Annotated in this window: 10 protein-coding genes and 1 riboswitch; of the genes, 3 read left to right on the forward strand and 7 right to left on the reverse strand. The window is 63.1% G+C overall.

Translation table 11 applies throughout. The features are described 5' to 3' along the window. Positions 1–11: 11 nt before the first annotated feature. The 5 genes from ABIE32_RS02170 to ABIE32_RS02190 form a co-directional block, all read right to left on the reverse strand. The gene (locus tag ABIE32_RS02170; RefSeq protein WP_429013431.1) at positions 12–998 is read right to left on the reverse strand and encodes a hypothetical protein; all 987 of its coding nucleotides are present in this window, start codon (positions 996–998) and stop codon (positions 12–14) included. Beyond that, positions 995–1,948, reverse strand: a complete 954-nt coding sequence (locus tag ABIE32_RS02175) for a bactofilin family protein (RefSeq protein ID WP_429013434.1) — start codon at positions 1,946–1,948, stop codon at positions 995–997. Before ABIE32_RS02175 ends, ABIE32_RS02170 begins: the two co-directional genes overlap by 4 nt. Next, positions 1,941–3,374: a glycosyltransferase family 2 protein gene (locus ABIE32_RS02180; protein ID WP_429013437.1), complete on the reverse strand. Its 1,434-nt coding sequence runs from the start codon at positions 3,372–3,374 to the stop codon at positions 1,941–1,943. Before ABIE32_RS02180 ends, ABIE32_RS02175 begins: the two co-directional genes overlap by 8 nt. A gap of 153 nt (positions 3,375–3,527) precedes the next feature. Then, entirely contained in the window at positions 3,528–4,502 is a 975-nt protein-coding gene (locus ABIE32_RS02185) for a Bug family tripartite tricarboxylate transporter substrate binding protein (protein WP_429013440.1), read from the reverse strand. 133 nt (positions 4,503–4,635) lie between these two features. Next, complete coding sequence (locus tag ABIE32_RS02190) at positions 4,636–5,406, reverse strand: enoyl-CoA hydratase (protein ID WP_224152863.1); 771 nt, start codon at positions 5,404–5,406, stop codon at positions 4,636–4,638. 287 nt (positions 5,407–5,693) lie between these two features. Here ABIE32_RS02190 and ABIE32_RS02195 point away from each other — a divergent pair, with 287 nt between their 5' ends. Beyond that, a complete protein-coding gene (locus ABIE32_RS02195) occupies positions 5,694–9,065 on the forward strand; it encodes a mechanosensitive ion channel domain-containing protein (RefSeq protein ID WP_429013443.1) in 3,372 nt (1,123 codons plus the stop codon). 138 nt (positions 9,066–9,203) lie between these two features. Here the strand turns inward: ABIE32_RS02195 and ABIE32_RS02200 are convergent, their stop codons facing one another. Further along, complete coding sequence (locus ABIE32_RS02200; protein ID WP_224150919.1) at positions 9,204–10,145, reverse strand: LysR family transcriptional regulator; 942 nt, start codon at positions 10,143–10,145, stop codon at positions 9,204–9,206. A gap of 138 nt (positions 10,146–10,283) precedes the next feature. On the opposite strand from ABIE32_RS02200, the gene ABIE32_RS02205 reads away from it, so the two are divergent. Beyond that, positions 10,284–10,739, forward strand: a complete 456-nt coding sequence (locus ABIE32_RS02205) for a PACE efflux transporter (protein ID WP_224150920.1) — start codon at positions 10,284–10,286, stop codon at positions 10,737–10,739. A gap of 145 nt (positions 10,740–10,884) precedes the next feature. Here the strand turns inward: ABIE32_RS02205 and gltS are convergent, their stop codons facing one another. Then, on the reverse strand, positions 10,885–12,123 hold the full coding sequence (gene gltS / locus ABIE32_RS02210; protein ID WP_224150921.1) for a sodium/glutamate symporter: 1,239 nt from the start codon (positions 12,121–12,123) through the stop codon (positions 10,885–10,887). A gap of 227 nt (positions 12,124–12,350) precedes the next feature. Beyond that, a riboswitch (S-adenosyl-L-homocysteine riboswitch) is annotated at positions 12,351–12,462 on the forward strand. A 35-nt stretch (positions 12,463–12,497) separates the two neighbouring features. Between gltS and metH the strand changes: the two genes are divergently transcribed. Beyond that, positions 12,498–15,251 carry a methionine synthase gene (gene metH / locus ABIE32_RS02215; protein WP_429013448.1) on the forward strand — a complete coding sequence of 918 codons (2,754 nt, stop codon included), beginning with the start codon at positions 12,498–12,500 and terminating at the stop codon, positions 15,249–15,251. Positions 15,252–15,348 lie beyond the last annotated feature (97 nt).

Consider the following 15,348-nt stretch of genomic DNA (forward strand, 5'->3'; position numbering starts at 1 on the left):
CGGCTATGCGCTCACGGAGCAGCTGCAGGCAGCGCGCTGGCGCATTGCTTGGCAATGCCCAGGTGTGCCAGGGACAGATCGATCATCGCATCCAGAACGGTCCAGCCGGTCTTTTCCTGAAACGGCCGCAGGGACGCGCGCCAGCATGCGGCTTGCAGAGGTGCAGATTGGCGCATGTTCCATGCAACCAACCCCCAGGCATAGTGATCACCGCTGCGTGCGAGCCAGGTATCGCGGTGCTGAGCCAGCCACTGGGCGGTTGCGTTGTCGGATTCCCTGATGGGCAGGATGCCGGTGTTCCACAGGTAGGCGCTGGCCAGCGTATGGGGATAGAACTGGACCTGGGCATATTCCGGAATGGCAGGCTTCCATTGCTGGCCTGTCCAGAACTGCTTGCGGATGGCCGCCGCCAGCTGGTTGGCAGGCCCTGCGGCGTGAATGTCCGACCGCAATGCCTCATACACCTCGATGTTGTCCATCAGGTAGTACAGCTCGGTACCGGGGAAGACCTTATAGAGCTGGCTCTGCGGGTTGCGCAGGCTGGACAGCAGCCGCTGGCTGGCCGCAATGGCCTGAGCTGCTGCCCGTCGCTGAGGGGCTGGAACCCACGCCTTTTGCAACCCCATGTTCAACATCTGGATCGTGGTGGCTGCCATGGAGTCGTCGGCATCGGCCGCCATGCAGTTGCGCCATGTCTTGTCCGCCTCGCGGCAGAAACGGTCAAAGCCGCCATCCTTGCGCTGCCTGGGAAGCAGCCATTGAATCCATTGCGCAAACTCGGCCTGCAGCGGCGCGCTGGCCTGCATGGAAATGATGAAGCTCTTGTTGATGAAGTAGGGGTCCACCACCGGGCTGCCCAGTGTGGTGTAGTAGGCTCCGTCGCCGGTCGCAAAGGCGCCGAGAGCCGGTGGCTCCTCCGCGCAAGCCATGCCTGCCGCTCCCATGGCAATGCCAAGAGCGACGGAAGTGCGGGCGAACAATGCATGCAACGGCTTCATAACACCACCTGACCTGAGCGTACGGCAGACATGCTGCCATAGACGCGAACGGATGCAAGCAGCGCAATCGTCCAAGCGGACACACTGCATGGCACCTGCTTGCTGCCGACCTGACTGTTGGGCCCCAGTTGCAGGTGCTTGCCTGCACACAACGGGCCCTCGATATAGTTGTTGCCCAGCGTATCAATGTTGTCCAGTGCGAACAAGGCACCTTTGACGCAAGCTCCTTTGGCCAGGGTGACGCTTCCATGCACCTTGACATGGCCCGTCACCACCGCCATTTCCTCGACCCGCAGGTTGCCGGTGACCACCAGTCCGCCCTGAACCACGGTGCCCGCCGGTATCTGCAGGTCGCCATGGTGGCGTTGCTGGACGACAGTCAGGGGCATGCCATCGCCCAGGCTGTCCAGCGGAAAACCCAGTGACCGCTTCAGCGGCCAGGTGAAGATGCAGGTGGCCGACAGGCGCTGGAAGCGGCTGCCGGGCGAGAGAACGATATTGCGTACGGCGCTGCTCAGGCGTGCCAAATGCACCGGCCCCAGGCAATGGATGTTGTTGGCATGGAGAAAGTGCAGCACCATGCTGTTGGCCTGCAGCTCCACCGTATCGCTGGAGACCAGCGCCTTGATCTGAGCGCGAAACCCCAGTACCACCGAGCGCATGGTTTTTGCCATCAGGCGCGTCTGCCCGCGCGGGATGACCAGTTGCCCACGGTCGTCCTGCTGCCACTGCGCAGTGCGTGGCATCTCTTCCAGCACAGGCAGTTGATCGAGCATGCGCAACGCAGCATAGTCGGTGCGGCCATTGTCGAGATGGTCGATTTCCAGAGCGCCGGCGTCGCTGCGCGAATACAACTCCCGCAGCGCGGGGTATAGCGGAATCAGGAAGACCGCAGCTGTAACGAGTAGCCATGTGACGCCAAACAGCCAGGAATGCGGAACCTCACTCACTGGTTGCCTCTTGCAGCGGCGTTGGCGAGGTTTGTCGGTAGCGCACGGTCTTGTCCCATTTGAACTGCCGCTTCAAGAGTCTGTCGAGCACCAACCCGTCGAGCGTGGCCTTGGACACTGCAATCATGCTGACGACAAAGCCGGTCAGCAGCAGGGGCAGCAGGCGCAGGCGCCGCTGATGGCCATCCAGGTGCACGGCAGCGGCCACTTCGAAAAAGGCCGCAAAATTACCCACGCATGCAAAGCCGGTGGTGATCAGCAGCATCAGCAAGGCGATATTGACATTGGCATTGATGCTGTAGCCTGTGACCGTCACGATCAACGCCAGGACCCAGCCGATCAGCAGGATGGGCGACATCAGGAACACCCCCAGCAAAGCCAGACCGTCGACGCGCTCCATCATCGTCAGGCTCTTGCGTGTGACCATCTGCTGCCAGAATTTGGCCAGCACCTGGTTGTGGCCCTTGGCCCAGCGGCCAATCTGACGAAATCGCACCGCCCAGCTCTCCGGTACTTCCTCGTAACATTCGGCATAGCCCAGGTACGCGGTTTGCCAGCCTTTGAGCAGCAGGCGGTAGGTGAGATCGGTGTCCTCGGCCAGCACATTGGGCGTCCAGCCACCAACCTCCTTCAGCGCACTGAGGCGAATGCCGCCTACGGTGCCACCATACTGTGCAACCGCGCCAATGTTGTAGCGTGCCTGCTGGTCGACCTGGTAGCCGCCGGAGCGCTCCAGATCGAGCAACCGCGTCAGCAGGTTGACACCTGCATTCTGTGGCACCACCCGGCCCATGACGGCGCCGATTTCGGGGTCCAGGAAAGGGGCGACCAGCTGCTTGATGATCTTCTTGCCGGGCAGATAGTCCGCATCGAAGATCACGATCAGCTCGGACTGGCCCTGGGCCTGAACGATGCTGGTGGCATCGGCCAGCGCTGCCGCCTTGCCGGGGGGGCCGTCCTGGCGGTGGAAAAGCTGCAGGCGGCCTGGGTTGCGGTCTGCATAGCTGTCGATGATCTGGCGCGTTCCATCGGTGGAGCGGTCGTTGACCGGCATGATGGTCAGGCGATCGCGCGGGTAGTCCACGTTCAGCAGCGCCTCAATGCAGCCGGAGATGACGGCTTCTTCGTTGTGCGCAGCAATGAAAACGGTGATGTGCGGCCAGTTGGCCTGCTCGATCCCGGCGTAGATGGGTCGCTGGCGCGCGAACAAGCGGTTCAGTGTGAAGGCGTAGTGTCGAAAGGTGTAGAGCGCCTCCAGCGCCACGATGACGAACAGTGCGGCCAGGCACAGGCCCAGCACCCACCCCAGCCAGCCGTAGCTTTGACCCGCTGCCCAAGGTTGGGCGTGGGCCAGTACCGGCAGCCCTCCCACGGCAAATGCAAGGACTTTGCCTACTTCAAATTTTGTTGCTTTATGTTTCAGCACGGCATTGATAGATTAAATCACTTCAAACGAGTGAGTCAATTCTATCAATCGAATGTTAAAAATAAATAGCTATTTCCTAAATTCCATAGGAAGTTTGCTTTTATTGACATTAGTTCTCTGCAAAAAACATCCGCAAAAGGTGTTCGAATATTGTTACAGTTTGATTCCTGCCTGTGCAATGATCTTCGCGTTGGCCGCGCTTTCCTTGCGCAGCAGCTCCGCGAACTCGGCGGGGCTCATCTTGAGTGGCACGTTGTCGGTGCTGCGCATCAGCTCCTGGATGCCGGGCTCGTCGAGCTGGGTCTGTATGGCCCTGGCGAGCTGGGCCACGATGGCAGGCGGCGTCTTGCCGGGCGCCATGAAGCCGAACAGCGACGTCAGATTGGCCTCGGGCACGCCAAGTTCCGCCAATGTCCTGGCCTGGGGTTGGTTGGGCGCGCGCTGGGGCCCGGTGGTGGCCAGCAGGCGCAGCGTGCCTTGCTGGAGCAGGCCGTTGATGGTGCCAAAGGGATTGCCCAGCATGATCTCAAAGTGCCCGCCCACGGCATCGTTCACGGTCTGGCCTACACCTTTGTAAGGTACATGGATCATCTTTGCGCCTGTCCGAGCCTGGATCTGCTCGAGCATGATGTGGCCTACCGAGCCGATGCCGGACGTGGCAAAGCGGATCGTTTCCGGCTTGGCCTTGGCCTGCGCGATCAGGTCTTCCCAGCTTTTGCCGCTGAAGGCCGGCGTAGCCAGCACGTAGACGGGCGAGTACATCATGGGCGCCACAGCGGTGATCGAGGTGGCCGGGTCATAGGCCAGCTTCATCAGATGCGGCGACAAGGTGAGCGGGCTGATGGCCGACAGCGCCAGGGTGTAGCCGTCGGCTGGCGCACGGGCCACATCGCCCATGCCCAGCGTGCCGCCGGCGCCGGCCTTGTTGTCCACCACCAAGGCCTGGCCCAGGGCCTTGCCCAGGTTTTCGCACAGTTTGCGGCCCACGCTGTCGGTCACGCCGCCTGCGGCGTAGGGAATGACCACGCGGATCGGCTTGGTGGGGTAGGCATCGGCAGCGAAGCCAAGGCTTGGCGCTGCGCCAAAGGCGCCGAGCGCGGAGAGGGAGAGAAAGTGGCGGCGTTGCATGGATCGTCCTTTCGGGAAAGCAAAAACCTGCGCGGCAATGCGCTGCGCAGGTTTTCGTGGTGGTTGTGTTGAAATGCTATTGTTTGTATAGCTACTTGCGCAATCCGTGTTTGCGCTAGTGCGATATTGAGCGTTAGTGTTTGCCGCCAAAACTCGCCATGTAGGCCTGGGGCTCGCCGGTCTTGAAGGCATTGGCGAACTCCTGCACGCTGTCGTCAATGGCTGCGTCGATGGACTGTTTTTCCCATGCGCGCAACATGCGCTTTTGCTGGCGCAGGGCCTGGGGGCCATAGCCAGCCAGTTGCCTGGCAAGGCGCTCCACTTCTTCGTCCAGGCGATCGGGCGCCACCACATGGTCGAGCAGGCCCCACTGCAGCGATTGCGCGGCATCGATGTTGTCGCCGGTCAGCAGCAGCCACTGCGTGCGGGCAGCGCCAATCAGGCGGGGCAGCAATGCTGCGTGGATGACGGAAGGAATGCCCACCTTCACCTCGGGCATGCCGCATTGCACCCGGTTGCTGGCCACGCGGATGTCGCAGGCGCAGGCGAGTTCCAGCCCGCCGCCCAGCGTCCAACCCGGAAGGCGTGCAATGACGGGTGTGGGAAACTGGCGTGCGGCCTCGCACACCGTGCGCAGGCGCGTGATGAAGGCGGCTGCGTTGTCGGCATTCAGGCTGCGCATCTCCTTGATGTCGGCTCCGGCGACAAAGGCCTTGTCGCCGCTGCCACGCAGCACCAGCACGCGGATTCGCTCATCTTTTGATAGCGCTTCGAAAGCTTGCGCCAGATCGGTCAACACCGGTGACGACAGGATGTTGAGGCTGCCCGCATTGCGGAAGGTGAGGGTGGCAACGCCATTGTCCTCAAGGGTGGCGTGGGCGTGGTGGAGATCGATCAGGCTCATGCTGGCATTGTGCAAATGCAGCGAGCCAGCGGCCGTCCCGCCAGGGACATGGGAGTACTCACCACGTACGGGCTGCTCGAAGGGGAGATACTTCAATGCTCAGATCCGGTGCATTGATTTTCATGAAGTCAATGCAAAGCGCTGCGGGGTGATTCCCACTTCACCGCTGCTGGTGCAGGCTGCCAAACGATTCAGGATACCAAGGGATGCGAGGTCGCCCGCCACCGGGCGCAGGCGGCTCCTGAATCCCTGGCGAAAAGCCGGTGGCTTACCGATACACTGTGCCGATGCGAGCTTCCCTTCCGTCGATTCCAGCCCGATTGCGTCTGCCGCACACTGCAACACGCCGGTCATGGGTGCTGTATGTGCTGCTGGTGCTGTGCACATGGCTGCTGCCCCTGTCTGGCGGCTCGGCGCAAACCTTGCCTTCACTGGGAGGGTTGGCCATGGGCAAGGCAGGCAGCAGTGGCTCGGAGGAGGAGCGCGCCATCCAGGCCCAGCGGGATGCGACCAAGACCGCCGAGCAGGAAGCCGATGCGCTGGCACAGTCATTGGAGCGCCTGCGCAGCCGTGTGCAGGCACCCGCCCCGGCGTTGCCAGCGCCGCTGAGCGACATGGAGCTGGGCCAGATGCTGGCGCGTTGGGAAGAGCGTGTTCCTGCCAATGCCAGCCAGGAAGTGCTGGAGCGCCTGCTGACCGACGAGCGGGAAGCCATTGCTGCGCTCAAGACCGGCATCGAGAAAACGGCAGCCGAGCAGGCCAACCTGGTGACGCAACCTGGCACGGGCCGCACCGATCTGGCCACATTGCAGCAGCGGGTGCAGGACAGCGCCCTTCCCGTGACGGCAGAACCCGGCGAATCGCCTGCGCTGACCCAGGCGCGCCAGCTTCGGCGCAGTGCCGAGCACCGGCGTGACACACAGGAGCTGGCCTTGCGACAGGAGGAGCAGGCCACCATCGAAACCCGGCAGCGCCTGCTGGATGCGCAACTGCAGACGCAGCGCCGGGAGCTGCTGGAGCGCACGCCGCGCGTTGCCTGGCTGAACCAGCGCATTGCCGAGCGCAGCCGCCAGCAGCTGGAGCAGCAGGTGCAGCAAGCGCAGGCAGCCGAGAGCAATGCCGCGGATGCAGCGCCTGCCATCCGCGAACTGGCCCAGCAAAACAGCAACCTGGCGGCCCAGATACTGGAACACACCAACAGCCTGGTGCAAGAGCGCCAGGCACTGGCCGCCGACGAATACCGCCAGGGCCAACTGGCATCGGCGTTGCGCGATACGCAGGCGCGGCTGCGCCTGGGCGGTAGCGCATCGGTGGGGCAGTGGTTGTGGAAGCAACGGGTAGCACTGCCTACGGCCAACACCATCCAGGCGCGGCGCAAGGCCACGCAGCGGGAACTGGCCGAGTTACGCCTGTCGCTGTTCAATGCGAGCGAGTGGCGCTTCAACCTCAATGGCATGGCGGCCAGCTCTGGCGGCGCTGGCGCGGGGGCGAGCGCAGGCAGCATTGCCCAGCGTTCGGCCCTGTGGATCAAGCAGGCGGCGCTGATCGACCAGCTTCAGCCGCTGCTGTTGCGGCGCATTGCGGTACTGGAGCAGACCGACGCCGCGCTGCAGGCCACGCTGCGCAGCGGCAGTGCGCTGCGGCAGGTCATGGACAAGGAGTTGTTGTGGTTTCCGAGCCACCAGGCCATGGACCGTGCCTGGCTCGGGGAATGGCGCACCGTGTTGCGGGGCGCGGAAGACGCTGGCGTGGACCAGGCGGGAAGCGCGTCGCCGTGGAATACGGCACGCGTGCTGGGCGCAAGCATTCTCCGCAATCTCTGGGTATACGCCGGTATCTTTGCGGGCGTGCTGGCGCTGCTGGGCCTGCGCCGCTATGCGTTGCGGCAGCTGCAGGCCATTGCGCTGCGGGTAGACGATTTCTCGCAGGACCATTTCGGACTGACCTTGATTGCGCTGGGCTGGAGCCTGCTGTACGCGCTGCCCTGGAGTTTTGCCACTGCCGCGCTGGGCGTGCTGCTGCAGTCGGCTGGTGCGCCGGCGGCGCTGGAGCCACTGGGTCAGGCGCTGGAGCAGTTGAGCGATTTCGTCTTTCTGGTCACCTTGCTCCATGTGCTGTTCCGTCCCGGCGGGCTGGCGCTGGCGCACTTTGGCTGGCATCGGGAGCGCGTGCAGGATTTGCGCCAGATGGTGTTGCGGGCCACCTGGCTGATTGTGCCGATCGAGCTGCTGGGCGGCATGGCATTCTTCAGCCACGACGATTCGGCCATCAGTACCTGGGGGCGGCTGTGCCTGCTGGTGCTGACAGTAGGGCTGGCGTGGATTGCCTTCCGGTACCTGCGGCAAAGCATCCGGAAGCGGCGTACGGGCCTGCGCTGGGGTCAGGTGGTGAGTGTCGCGGTGCTGCTGGTGCTGGCGGGCACGCTGGCCGGGCTGGTGCTGGGTTACGTCTACACCGCCACGGAAGTCATCCAGGCCTTGCTGAGCAGCTTCGTGTTCCTGGCTGCGGCGGAAGTGCTGGTCAGTCTGCTGCGGCGCTGGCTGCTGCTGGGCGAGCGGCGGCTGGCGCTGAACCGGCTGCGTGCCGCGGCCGTCCAGACACACGCGGGCGGCACGGTGACTGCGGCCGACACTCCGGGCAAGGCGCCTTCCGATGAGCAAAGCCAGATGGCCCTGGTCACGGTGAGCACGCAGGCGCATCGGCTGCTGGGCCTGCTGCAGCGGGTGCTGGTGGCGCTCAGCCTGGTGTACGCCTGGTCGCCGGTGCTGCCGGCGCTGCTGCGGTTCGAAGGCGTGGTGCTCTGGTACACCACCAACACCGAGGCGGGCGGTGTCACCCGCTCCGCTCCCGTGAGTTTGATGGATCTGCTGCTCGGCATGCTGATCCTGCTGTTGACGTTCAGCCTGACGCGCAACCTCCCAGGCCTGGTGGAAGTGGCGTTCTCGGCCTCGCTGCGCCTCAGCAGCTCCGCCCGCTACACCATGGCCACGCTGGCGCGCTATGCCATCACCATTGCAGGGACGGTCAGTGCGCTGACATTGCTGGGGCTGCGCTGGAGCCAGCTGCAGTGGATGGCCGCAGCGTTGACCGTGGGCCTGGGTTTCGGCTTGCAGGAGATCTTTGCCAACTTTGTCTCGGGCCTCATTCTGCTGGTGGAGCGGCCTTTCCGCGTGGGCGACATCATCACCATCAACCAGCACACCGGCACGGTGACGCGCATCCGCACCCGGGCCACCACGGTGCTGGATTTCGACAACCAGGAAATCGTCATTCCCAACAAGACCTTCATCACCGGCCAGGTGACGAACTGGACGCTCAGCGACGATGTGACACGCCTGGTCATCGATGTGGGTGTGGCCCACGGCAGCGACCCGGCCCAGGTGCAGAGCCTGCTGCTGTCCATCGCGGCCGAGCACTCCCTGGTGCTGCGCGAGCCGGAGCCCAACTGCTGGTTCATGGCGCTGGAAGGGCAGGGCCAGAAGTTCGAGCTGCGTGTCTACGTGGGCGCGGTGGGCGACCGGTTGCAGGTGCGCAACGACCTCAACCGCAGCATCAATGCCAAGCTGGCGGCAGCAGGCATTGCGATTGCATTTCCGCAGATGGACATCCATGTACGCGACGTACCTCCAGGGGCCGTGGAGGGCGCGAAAGGGGCGTAGCGATTCGTTGGCTGGTCTGTTCCACCTGGTCTCTTAAAAAGAATAGCTGTCTGCGCTGATCGTTATTGGGTTGAAGGCATAAAACCCATGAAATCCATAACCATTCCGCGCTGACTGCTCACTTTTTTGAAGCCGATCTCAGGCATCCGCAAGAGCTGCCGCCTGCACCAGGGCCACAAAGCGTTTGGCAGCAAGGCCCAGGGGGTGCTCCTTGGACCAGACCACATCCACACATAGCTGGTTGCCATTGCTCAGGTTGGCAAATTCCATCGCTACCAGCGCACCCGACTGCAGCTGCGGCGCCACCAGCTTGCGCGGCAGCCAGCCCCAGCCGATACCGGCGCTGATCATGCGCAGCGCGGCCACATGGTTGTCCGTGCGCCATACATCGCGGGCATAGACCAGACGCTCGTCGTTCAGGCTCCAGTCGCGGCTGGCCACGACGATCTGGCGTGTGTTGGTGAGGTGGTGCTCGCGCAGTTGCGGCGCCTTCTGGTCCTTTTCGTGGCGCGCTGTCTGCATCACCGGGTGGGCGGGTGCGATCACCGCCAGCAGGGTCTCGCTGGCCACTTCCTGAAAGCCTTCACGGCCATCCAGGCTGGGGCGTTCAAACACCAGCGCCAGCTGCGCGCGGCCGGTGTGCAGCATGGTCAGTGCATCGGCCTGCGGAGCGGTCAGTACCTCGACGGCCAGTTGCGGATATTCCTGCGCCAAGGTGGCCAGCGGTTCTGCCCATGGTGCCGACAGCAACTCGGGTGCGATGGCTACCGTCAGGCGTGTCTCCAGGCCCCGTTCCAGAGCGAGTGCATGGGCATTGAGCTGCTGCAACTGGGCGGCCAGCAGGCGTGCCTGAGGTTCGAGCGCCAGCGCAGCGGGCAGTGGTGTGGGCTCGCGCCCGCTGCGGGCAAACAGCGGCATGTTCAGTGCCGCTTCCAGCTGCGCAATCTGCATGCTGACAGCGGACGGCACCTTGCCCAGTGCGCGGGCGGCGGCAGAAAAGCTGCCGTGGTCCAGCACCGCCAGCAAGGTCTGGATGGCGTCGGAATCAAAAGGGGCAAAGGTGGCTGGCGACTCGGTCATGGGCAAATCGATGGCGGCGCCGGCAGGTGCAGCCCGGCTGGAGGTTCAGGTTTCGTGTCTTTTTACAGTGATCTGTCATTTTTTCTGAAAGATTCTGACTTATGTTATCAGTACAAGGCACATACCATGGCGACCCATATGTCAGTTCAAAAAATTCAAAGCAGCCCCTGGTCGCTGCAAGGGCCGTTGCGCCGCGTCACGTATGTGGGTTTGTATGAGGCCATTGCCATCGTTGCGGCAACGGCGGGCCTGTCCGCACTGTCGGGCCAGGGCGCTGCACATTCGGGTGTGGTGGCGGTGGTCTCGTCGGTCATCGCCATCTGCTGGAACGTGGTGTGGAACCACCTGTTCGAGATGTGGGAGGCGCGGCAGGCCACGCGCGGCCGAGGCATTGGCCGCCGCATTGCCCATGCCATCGGCATGGAAGGGGGCCTGGTCTTCATGCTGGTGCCGCTGTTTGCCTGGTGGTTCAAGGTCAGCCTGTGGGAAGCGCTGGTGATGGACATCGGCCTGCTGCTGTTCTTCCTGGTCTACACCTTCGTCTTCAACTGGAGCTTTGACCGCATCTTTGGCCTGCCGCGCTCCGCGCAGTGAGGGTCTGAAGCGATACTGCAGACAAGCATTCAAAAAGGCATTCAAAAAAGAAGCTGCCAGCGCCTGATGGACGGGGTTTTCAGAAGGAAAATGATCTGAAACCTTTATCCATCAAGCGCTGGCAGCTATTTATTTTTTAGATACCTCAGCGCAGCAGGGCAATCATCATCTGCAGCACAAAGGCGTTGATGATGTCGATGAAAAAGGCGCCCACCAATGGAACGATGAGAAAAGCCTTGTGCGACGGACCGTACTGGTTGGTGATGGCCTGCATGTTGGCCACGGCCGTGGGAGTGGCGCCCATGCCGAAGCCGCAGTGGCCGGCCGCCAGCACGGCTGCGTCGTAATTGCGGCCCATGACGCGGAAGGTCACAAAGGCCGCAAACAGCGCCAGTGTCAGGGTCTGCGCCGCCAGGATGATCATCAGGGGGCCCGCCAGGTCGGTCAGCTCCCAGAGCTTGAGCGAGAGCAAGGCGATCGCCAGATAGATCGACAGGCCAGCGTTGCCGAACACATCGATGGCGCGGTCGAACACCTTGAAGCCAAAGGCATAGTCCAGCACGTTGCGGATGACCACGCCGCCACCCAGCGCCCAGACGAAGGTCGGCAACTGTACGGCGGTGCCTTGGGTGACGCCGGTCATGAACTCGGCGAAGGCCAGGCACCCGGCAAACAGGGCCAGGGTTTCGATGGCGGCCTCGGCGGTGATCAGGCGCGGCGCTGTGTTGGGCGATTCGAAATTGGCCACATCGCTGCCTTCGCTCACGGTGGCGCGGTCGCTTTGCTGCTGCTCTGCATTGGTGCGCGGGCGTGCCAGCTGGTGGCGGGTGATCAGGCGCTTGGCCAACGGCCCGCCCAGCAAGCCGCCAATGACGAGGCCGAAGGTGGCGCAGGCAATGCCCAGGGCGGTGGCGCCGCTCAGGCCATATTGCTGCTCCAGCACTGCACCCCAGGCGCCGGCCGTGCCGTGGCCGCCCAGCAAGGTGATGGAGCCGGCCACGAGACCAATCAGCGGATCCAGCCCCAGCAGGGTGGCCAGGCCCACGCCCACACCGTTCTGCACGACGATGAACGCCACGATCACGCCCAGGAAGATGATGAGTCCCATACCGCCTTCGCGCAGCTTGGCAAAGTTGGCACTGAGGCCAATGGACGAGAAGAACACCAGCATGAAGGCCGACTGCAGCCCGGATTCAAAGGACAGGGTGAGCCCGGTGAGCTGGTGCAGCGCAAAGATCACGGCCGCCACGACCAACCCGCCCGAGACAGGCTCGGGGATGTTGAAATCGCGCAGGAAACGGATGTGCCGGGTCAGCAATTTGCCCAGCAACAGCACGAGAACGGCCATGATCAGGGTGTAATAAGCACTGAAGCTCAGGTGCAAGGTTTTCTCCTCAGGTGCAGGCCTTGGGCCTGATTGGATACAAAAGTGCAGGTGTTCTCTGCTGATCGGCATATTTTGCCGACAAAACCGCGCAATATGCTCGAAATGCGATGGCAGCGTTCTCGAACGGCGATATAACCCGGGCGGGTAGCGGCATTTGCGGCTGCCATGGCCCTCATGCGTGCTATAGAGCAGCGCTTGGCGTACTGGCTTAAAATGGCTGGCCTTGTCCCAAGGAGCGCTGCAGCAGGCCGGTGGTATGACCATCTCGGGCCTGTCAGGCTTGGGCAGGTGGCTGGGTATGCTTTGCGCTGCCCGCAGCAACGGCGCTCACCTGTTCTATCGTGTGTTTCTGGTTTTCACAGGTGAGCCCCATGTCCGCGTCTGCTTCTCCCATTTCCGTCCCACCCATGCGCCTGTCGGGCCTGGAGCCCGTCTTCATCGGCGAGGGCACGCTGTTCGTCAACGTGGGTGAGCGCACCAACGTCACCGGCTCCAAGGCTTTCGCGCGCATGATCCTCAACGAGCAGTACGAGGAGGCGCTGTCGGTGGCACGCCAGCAGGTGGAAAACGGCGCCCAGGTCATCGACGTGAACATGGACGAGGCCATGCTCGACAGCAAGGCCGCCATGGTGCGCTTTCTGAACCTGATTGCCTCCGAACCCGACATTGCCAAGGTGCCGGTGATGGTCGATTCGTCCAAATGGGAGGTCATCGAGGCCGGTCTGCGCTGCCTGCAGGGCAAGGGCATCGTCAATTCCATCTCCATGAAGGAGGGGGTGGACAAGTTCAAGCACGAGGCCAAGCTGATCAAGCGCTACGGCGCAGCCGCCGTGGTCATGGCCTTCGATGAAAAAGGCCAGGCAGACACCTACCAGCGCAAGGTCGAGATCTGCGAGCGCGCCTACCGCGTGCTGGTCGATGAAGTGGGTTTTTCGCCTGAAGACATCATCTTCGACCCCAATATCTTTGCCGTCGCCACCGGGATCGAGGAGCACAACAACTACGCGGTCGAGTTCATCGAGGCCACGCGCTGGATCAAGCAGAACCTGCCTGGCGCCAAGGTGAGCGGTGGCGTCTCCAACGTGAGCTTTTCCTTCCGCGGCAATGACCCGGTGCGCGAGGCCATCCATACCGTGTTCCTCTACCACGCCATCCAGGCGGGCATGGACATGGGCATCGTCAATGCCGGCATGGTGGGCGTCTACGACGACCTGGAGCCGCAACTGCGCGAGCGCGTGGAAGACGTGGTGCTCAACCGCCGCCCCGACGCCGCCGAGCGCCTGCTGGAGATCGCCGAAGCCGCCAAGGGCGCAGCCAAGGACGATAGCAAGAAGCTCGAATGGCGCGGCACGCCCGAGCACCCCAAGACCGTGGGCGAGCGCCTGTCGCATGCGCTGGTGCACGGCATCACCGATTTCATCGTCTCCGATACCGAAGAGGCCTACCAGCAGATCGTGGTGCAAGGGGGCGGACGCCCGCTGCACGTGATCGAAGGCCCGCTGATGGACGGCATGAACATCGTGGGCGACCTCTTCGGCGCGGGCAAGATGTTCCTGCCCCAGGTGGTCAAGAGTGCGCGGGTGATGAAACAGGCCGTGGCCCACCTCATTCCCTATATCGAAGAAGAAAAGCGCCAGCAGGAAGCAGCGGGCCTGGACGTATCGAGCAAGGGCAAGATCGTCATCGCCACCGTCAAGGGCGATGTGCACGACATCGGCAAGAACATCGTCACCGTGGTGTTGCAGTGCAACAACTTCGAGGTCATCAACATGGGCGTGATGGTGCCCTGCCACGAGATCCTGGCCCGCGCCAAGGCCGAGGGCGCAGACATCATCGGCCTGTCAGGCCTGATCACCCCCAGCCTCGAAGAGATGCAGTACGTGGCGGGCGAGATGGACAAGGACGACTACTTCCGCATCAAGAAGATTCCGCTCCTGATCGGTGGGGCCACCTGCTCGCGGGTGCACACGGCCGTCAAGATTGCGCCCAAGTACGACGGCCCCGTGGTCTACGTGCCTGATGCCTCGCGCAGCGTAAGCGTCGCGCAAAGCCTGCTGGGCGAAGGCAAGCAGGCCTACCTGAGCGAGCTGGAGGCTGATTACGACAAGGTGCGCCACCAGCACGCCAACAAGAAGAAGACGCCACTGTGGCCCCTGGAGAAGGCACGCGCCAACGCCACGCCCATGGATTTTGCCGCCCACCCGCCTGTGGTGCCGCGCGCACTGGGCCGCCGCGTGTTCAAGAATTTCGACCTGGCCGAGATCGCCCGCTACATCGACTGGGCACCGTTCTTCCAGACCTGGGACCTGGCTGGGTCCTACCCCGCCATTCTTGACGACGAGGTGGTGGGCGAGGAAGCGCGCAAGGTGCTGGCCGATGCGCAGGCCATGCTCAAGAAGATCATCGAGGGCCGCTGGCTCACCGCCAATGGCGTGATGGCGCTGTACCCCGCCAACCGCGTGGGCGATGACATCGTGTTCTACAGCGACGAATCGCGCAGGGCGGAATTGATGACCTGGTACGGCATGCGCCAGCAGACCGAAAAGCAGATGATCGATGGCCTGATGCGCCCCAGCCGCTGCCTGTCGGACTTCGTGGCGCCCAAGGAATCGGGCATTGCGGATTACGCGGGCCTGTTTGCCGTGACGGCCGGCATCGGCGCCGAGAAGAAGGACAAGGAGTTCCAGGACGCGCTGGACGACTACTCGGGCATCATGTTCAAGGCCCTGGCCGACCGCCTGGCCGAGGCCTTTGCCGAATGCCTGCACGAGCGCGTGCGCAAGGACCTGTGGGGCTACGCCGCAGATGAGGCCTTGAGCAACGAGCAGCTCATCAAGGAGCAGTACAAGGGCATCCGCCCCGCGCCCGGTTACCCGGCTTGCCCCGATCACACAGCCAAGATCGACCTGTTCCAGCTGCTGGACGCCAAGGACATCGGCATGGAGCTGACCGACAGCCTGGCCATGTTCCCCGCATCGAGCGTGAGCGGCTTCTACCTGGGAAGCCCCGAGGCCACCTACTTCAACGTGGGCCAGATCGGCGAAGACCAGCTGGCCGACATGGCCGAGCGCCGGGGCATGGACATCGAGGAGCTGCGGCGCAAGCTGGCGCCCAATCTGGGGTGATGGCATAGCGGACAAAACGCTGGTTGTACATGCGAAATCTACATATCGATTGAATGAAAACGTCGTTGCCTGACGACGGTTCGGCTTTCTACACTGA

This window comes from Comamonas sp. 4034 (assembly GCF_050434545.1).
Lineage (GTDB): Bacteria > Pseudomonadota > Gammaproteobacteria > Burkholderiales > Burkholderiaceae_C > Comamonas > Comamonas odontotermitis.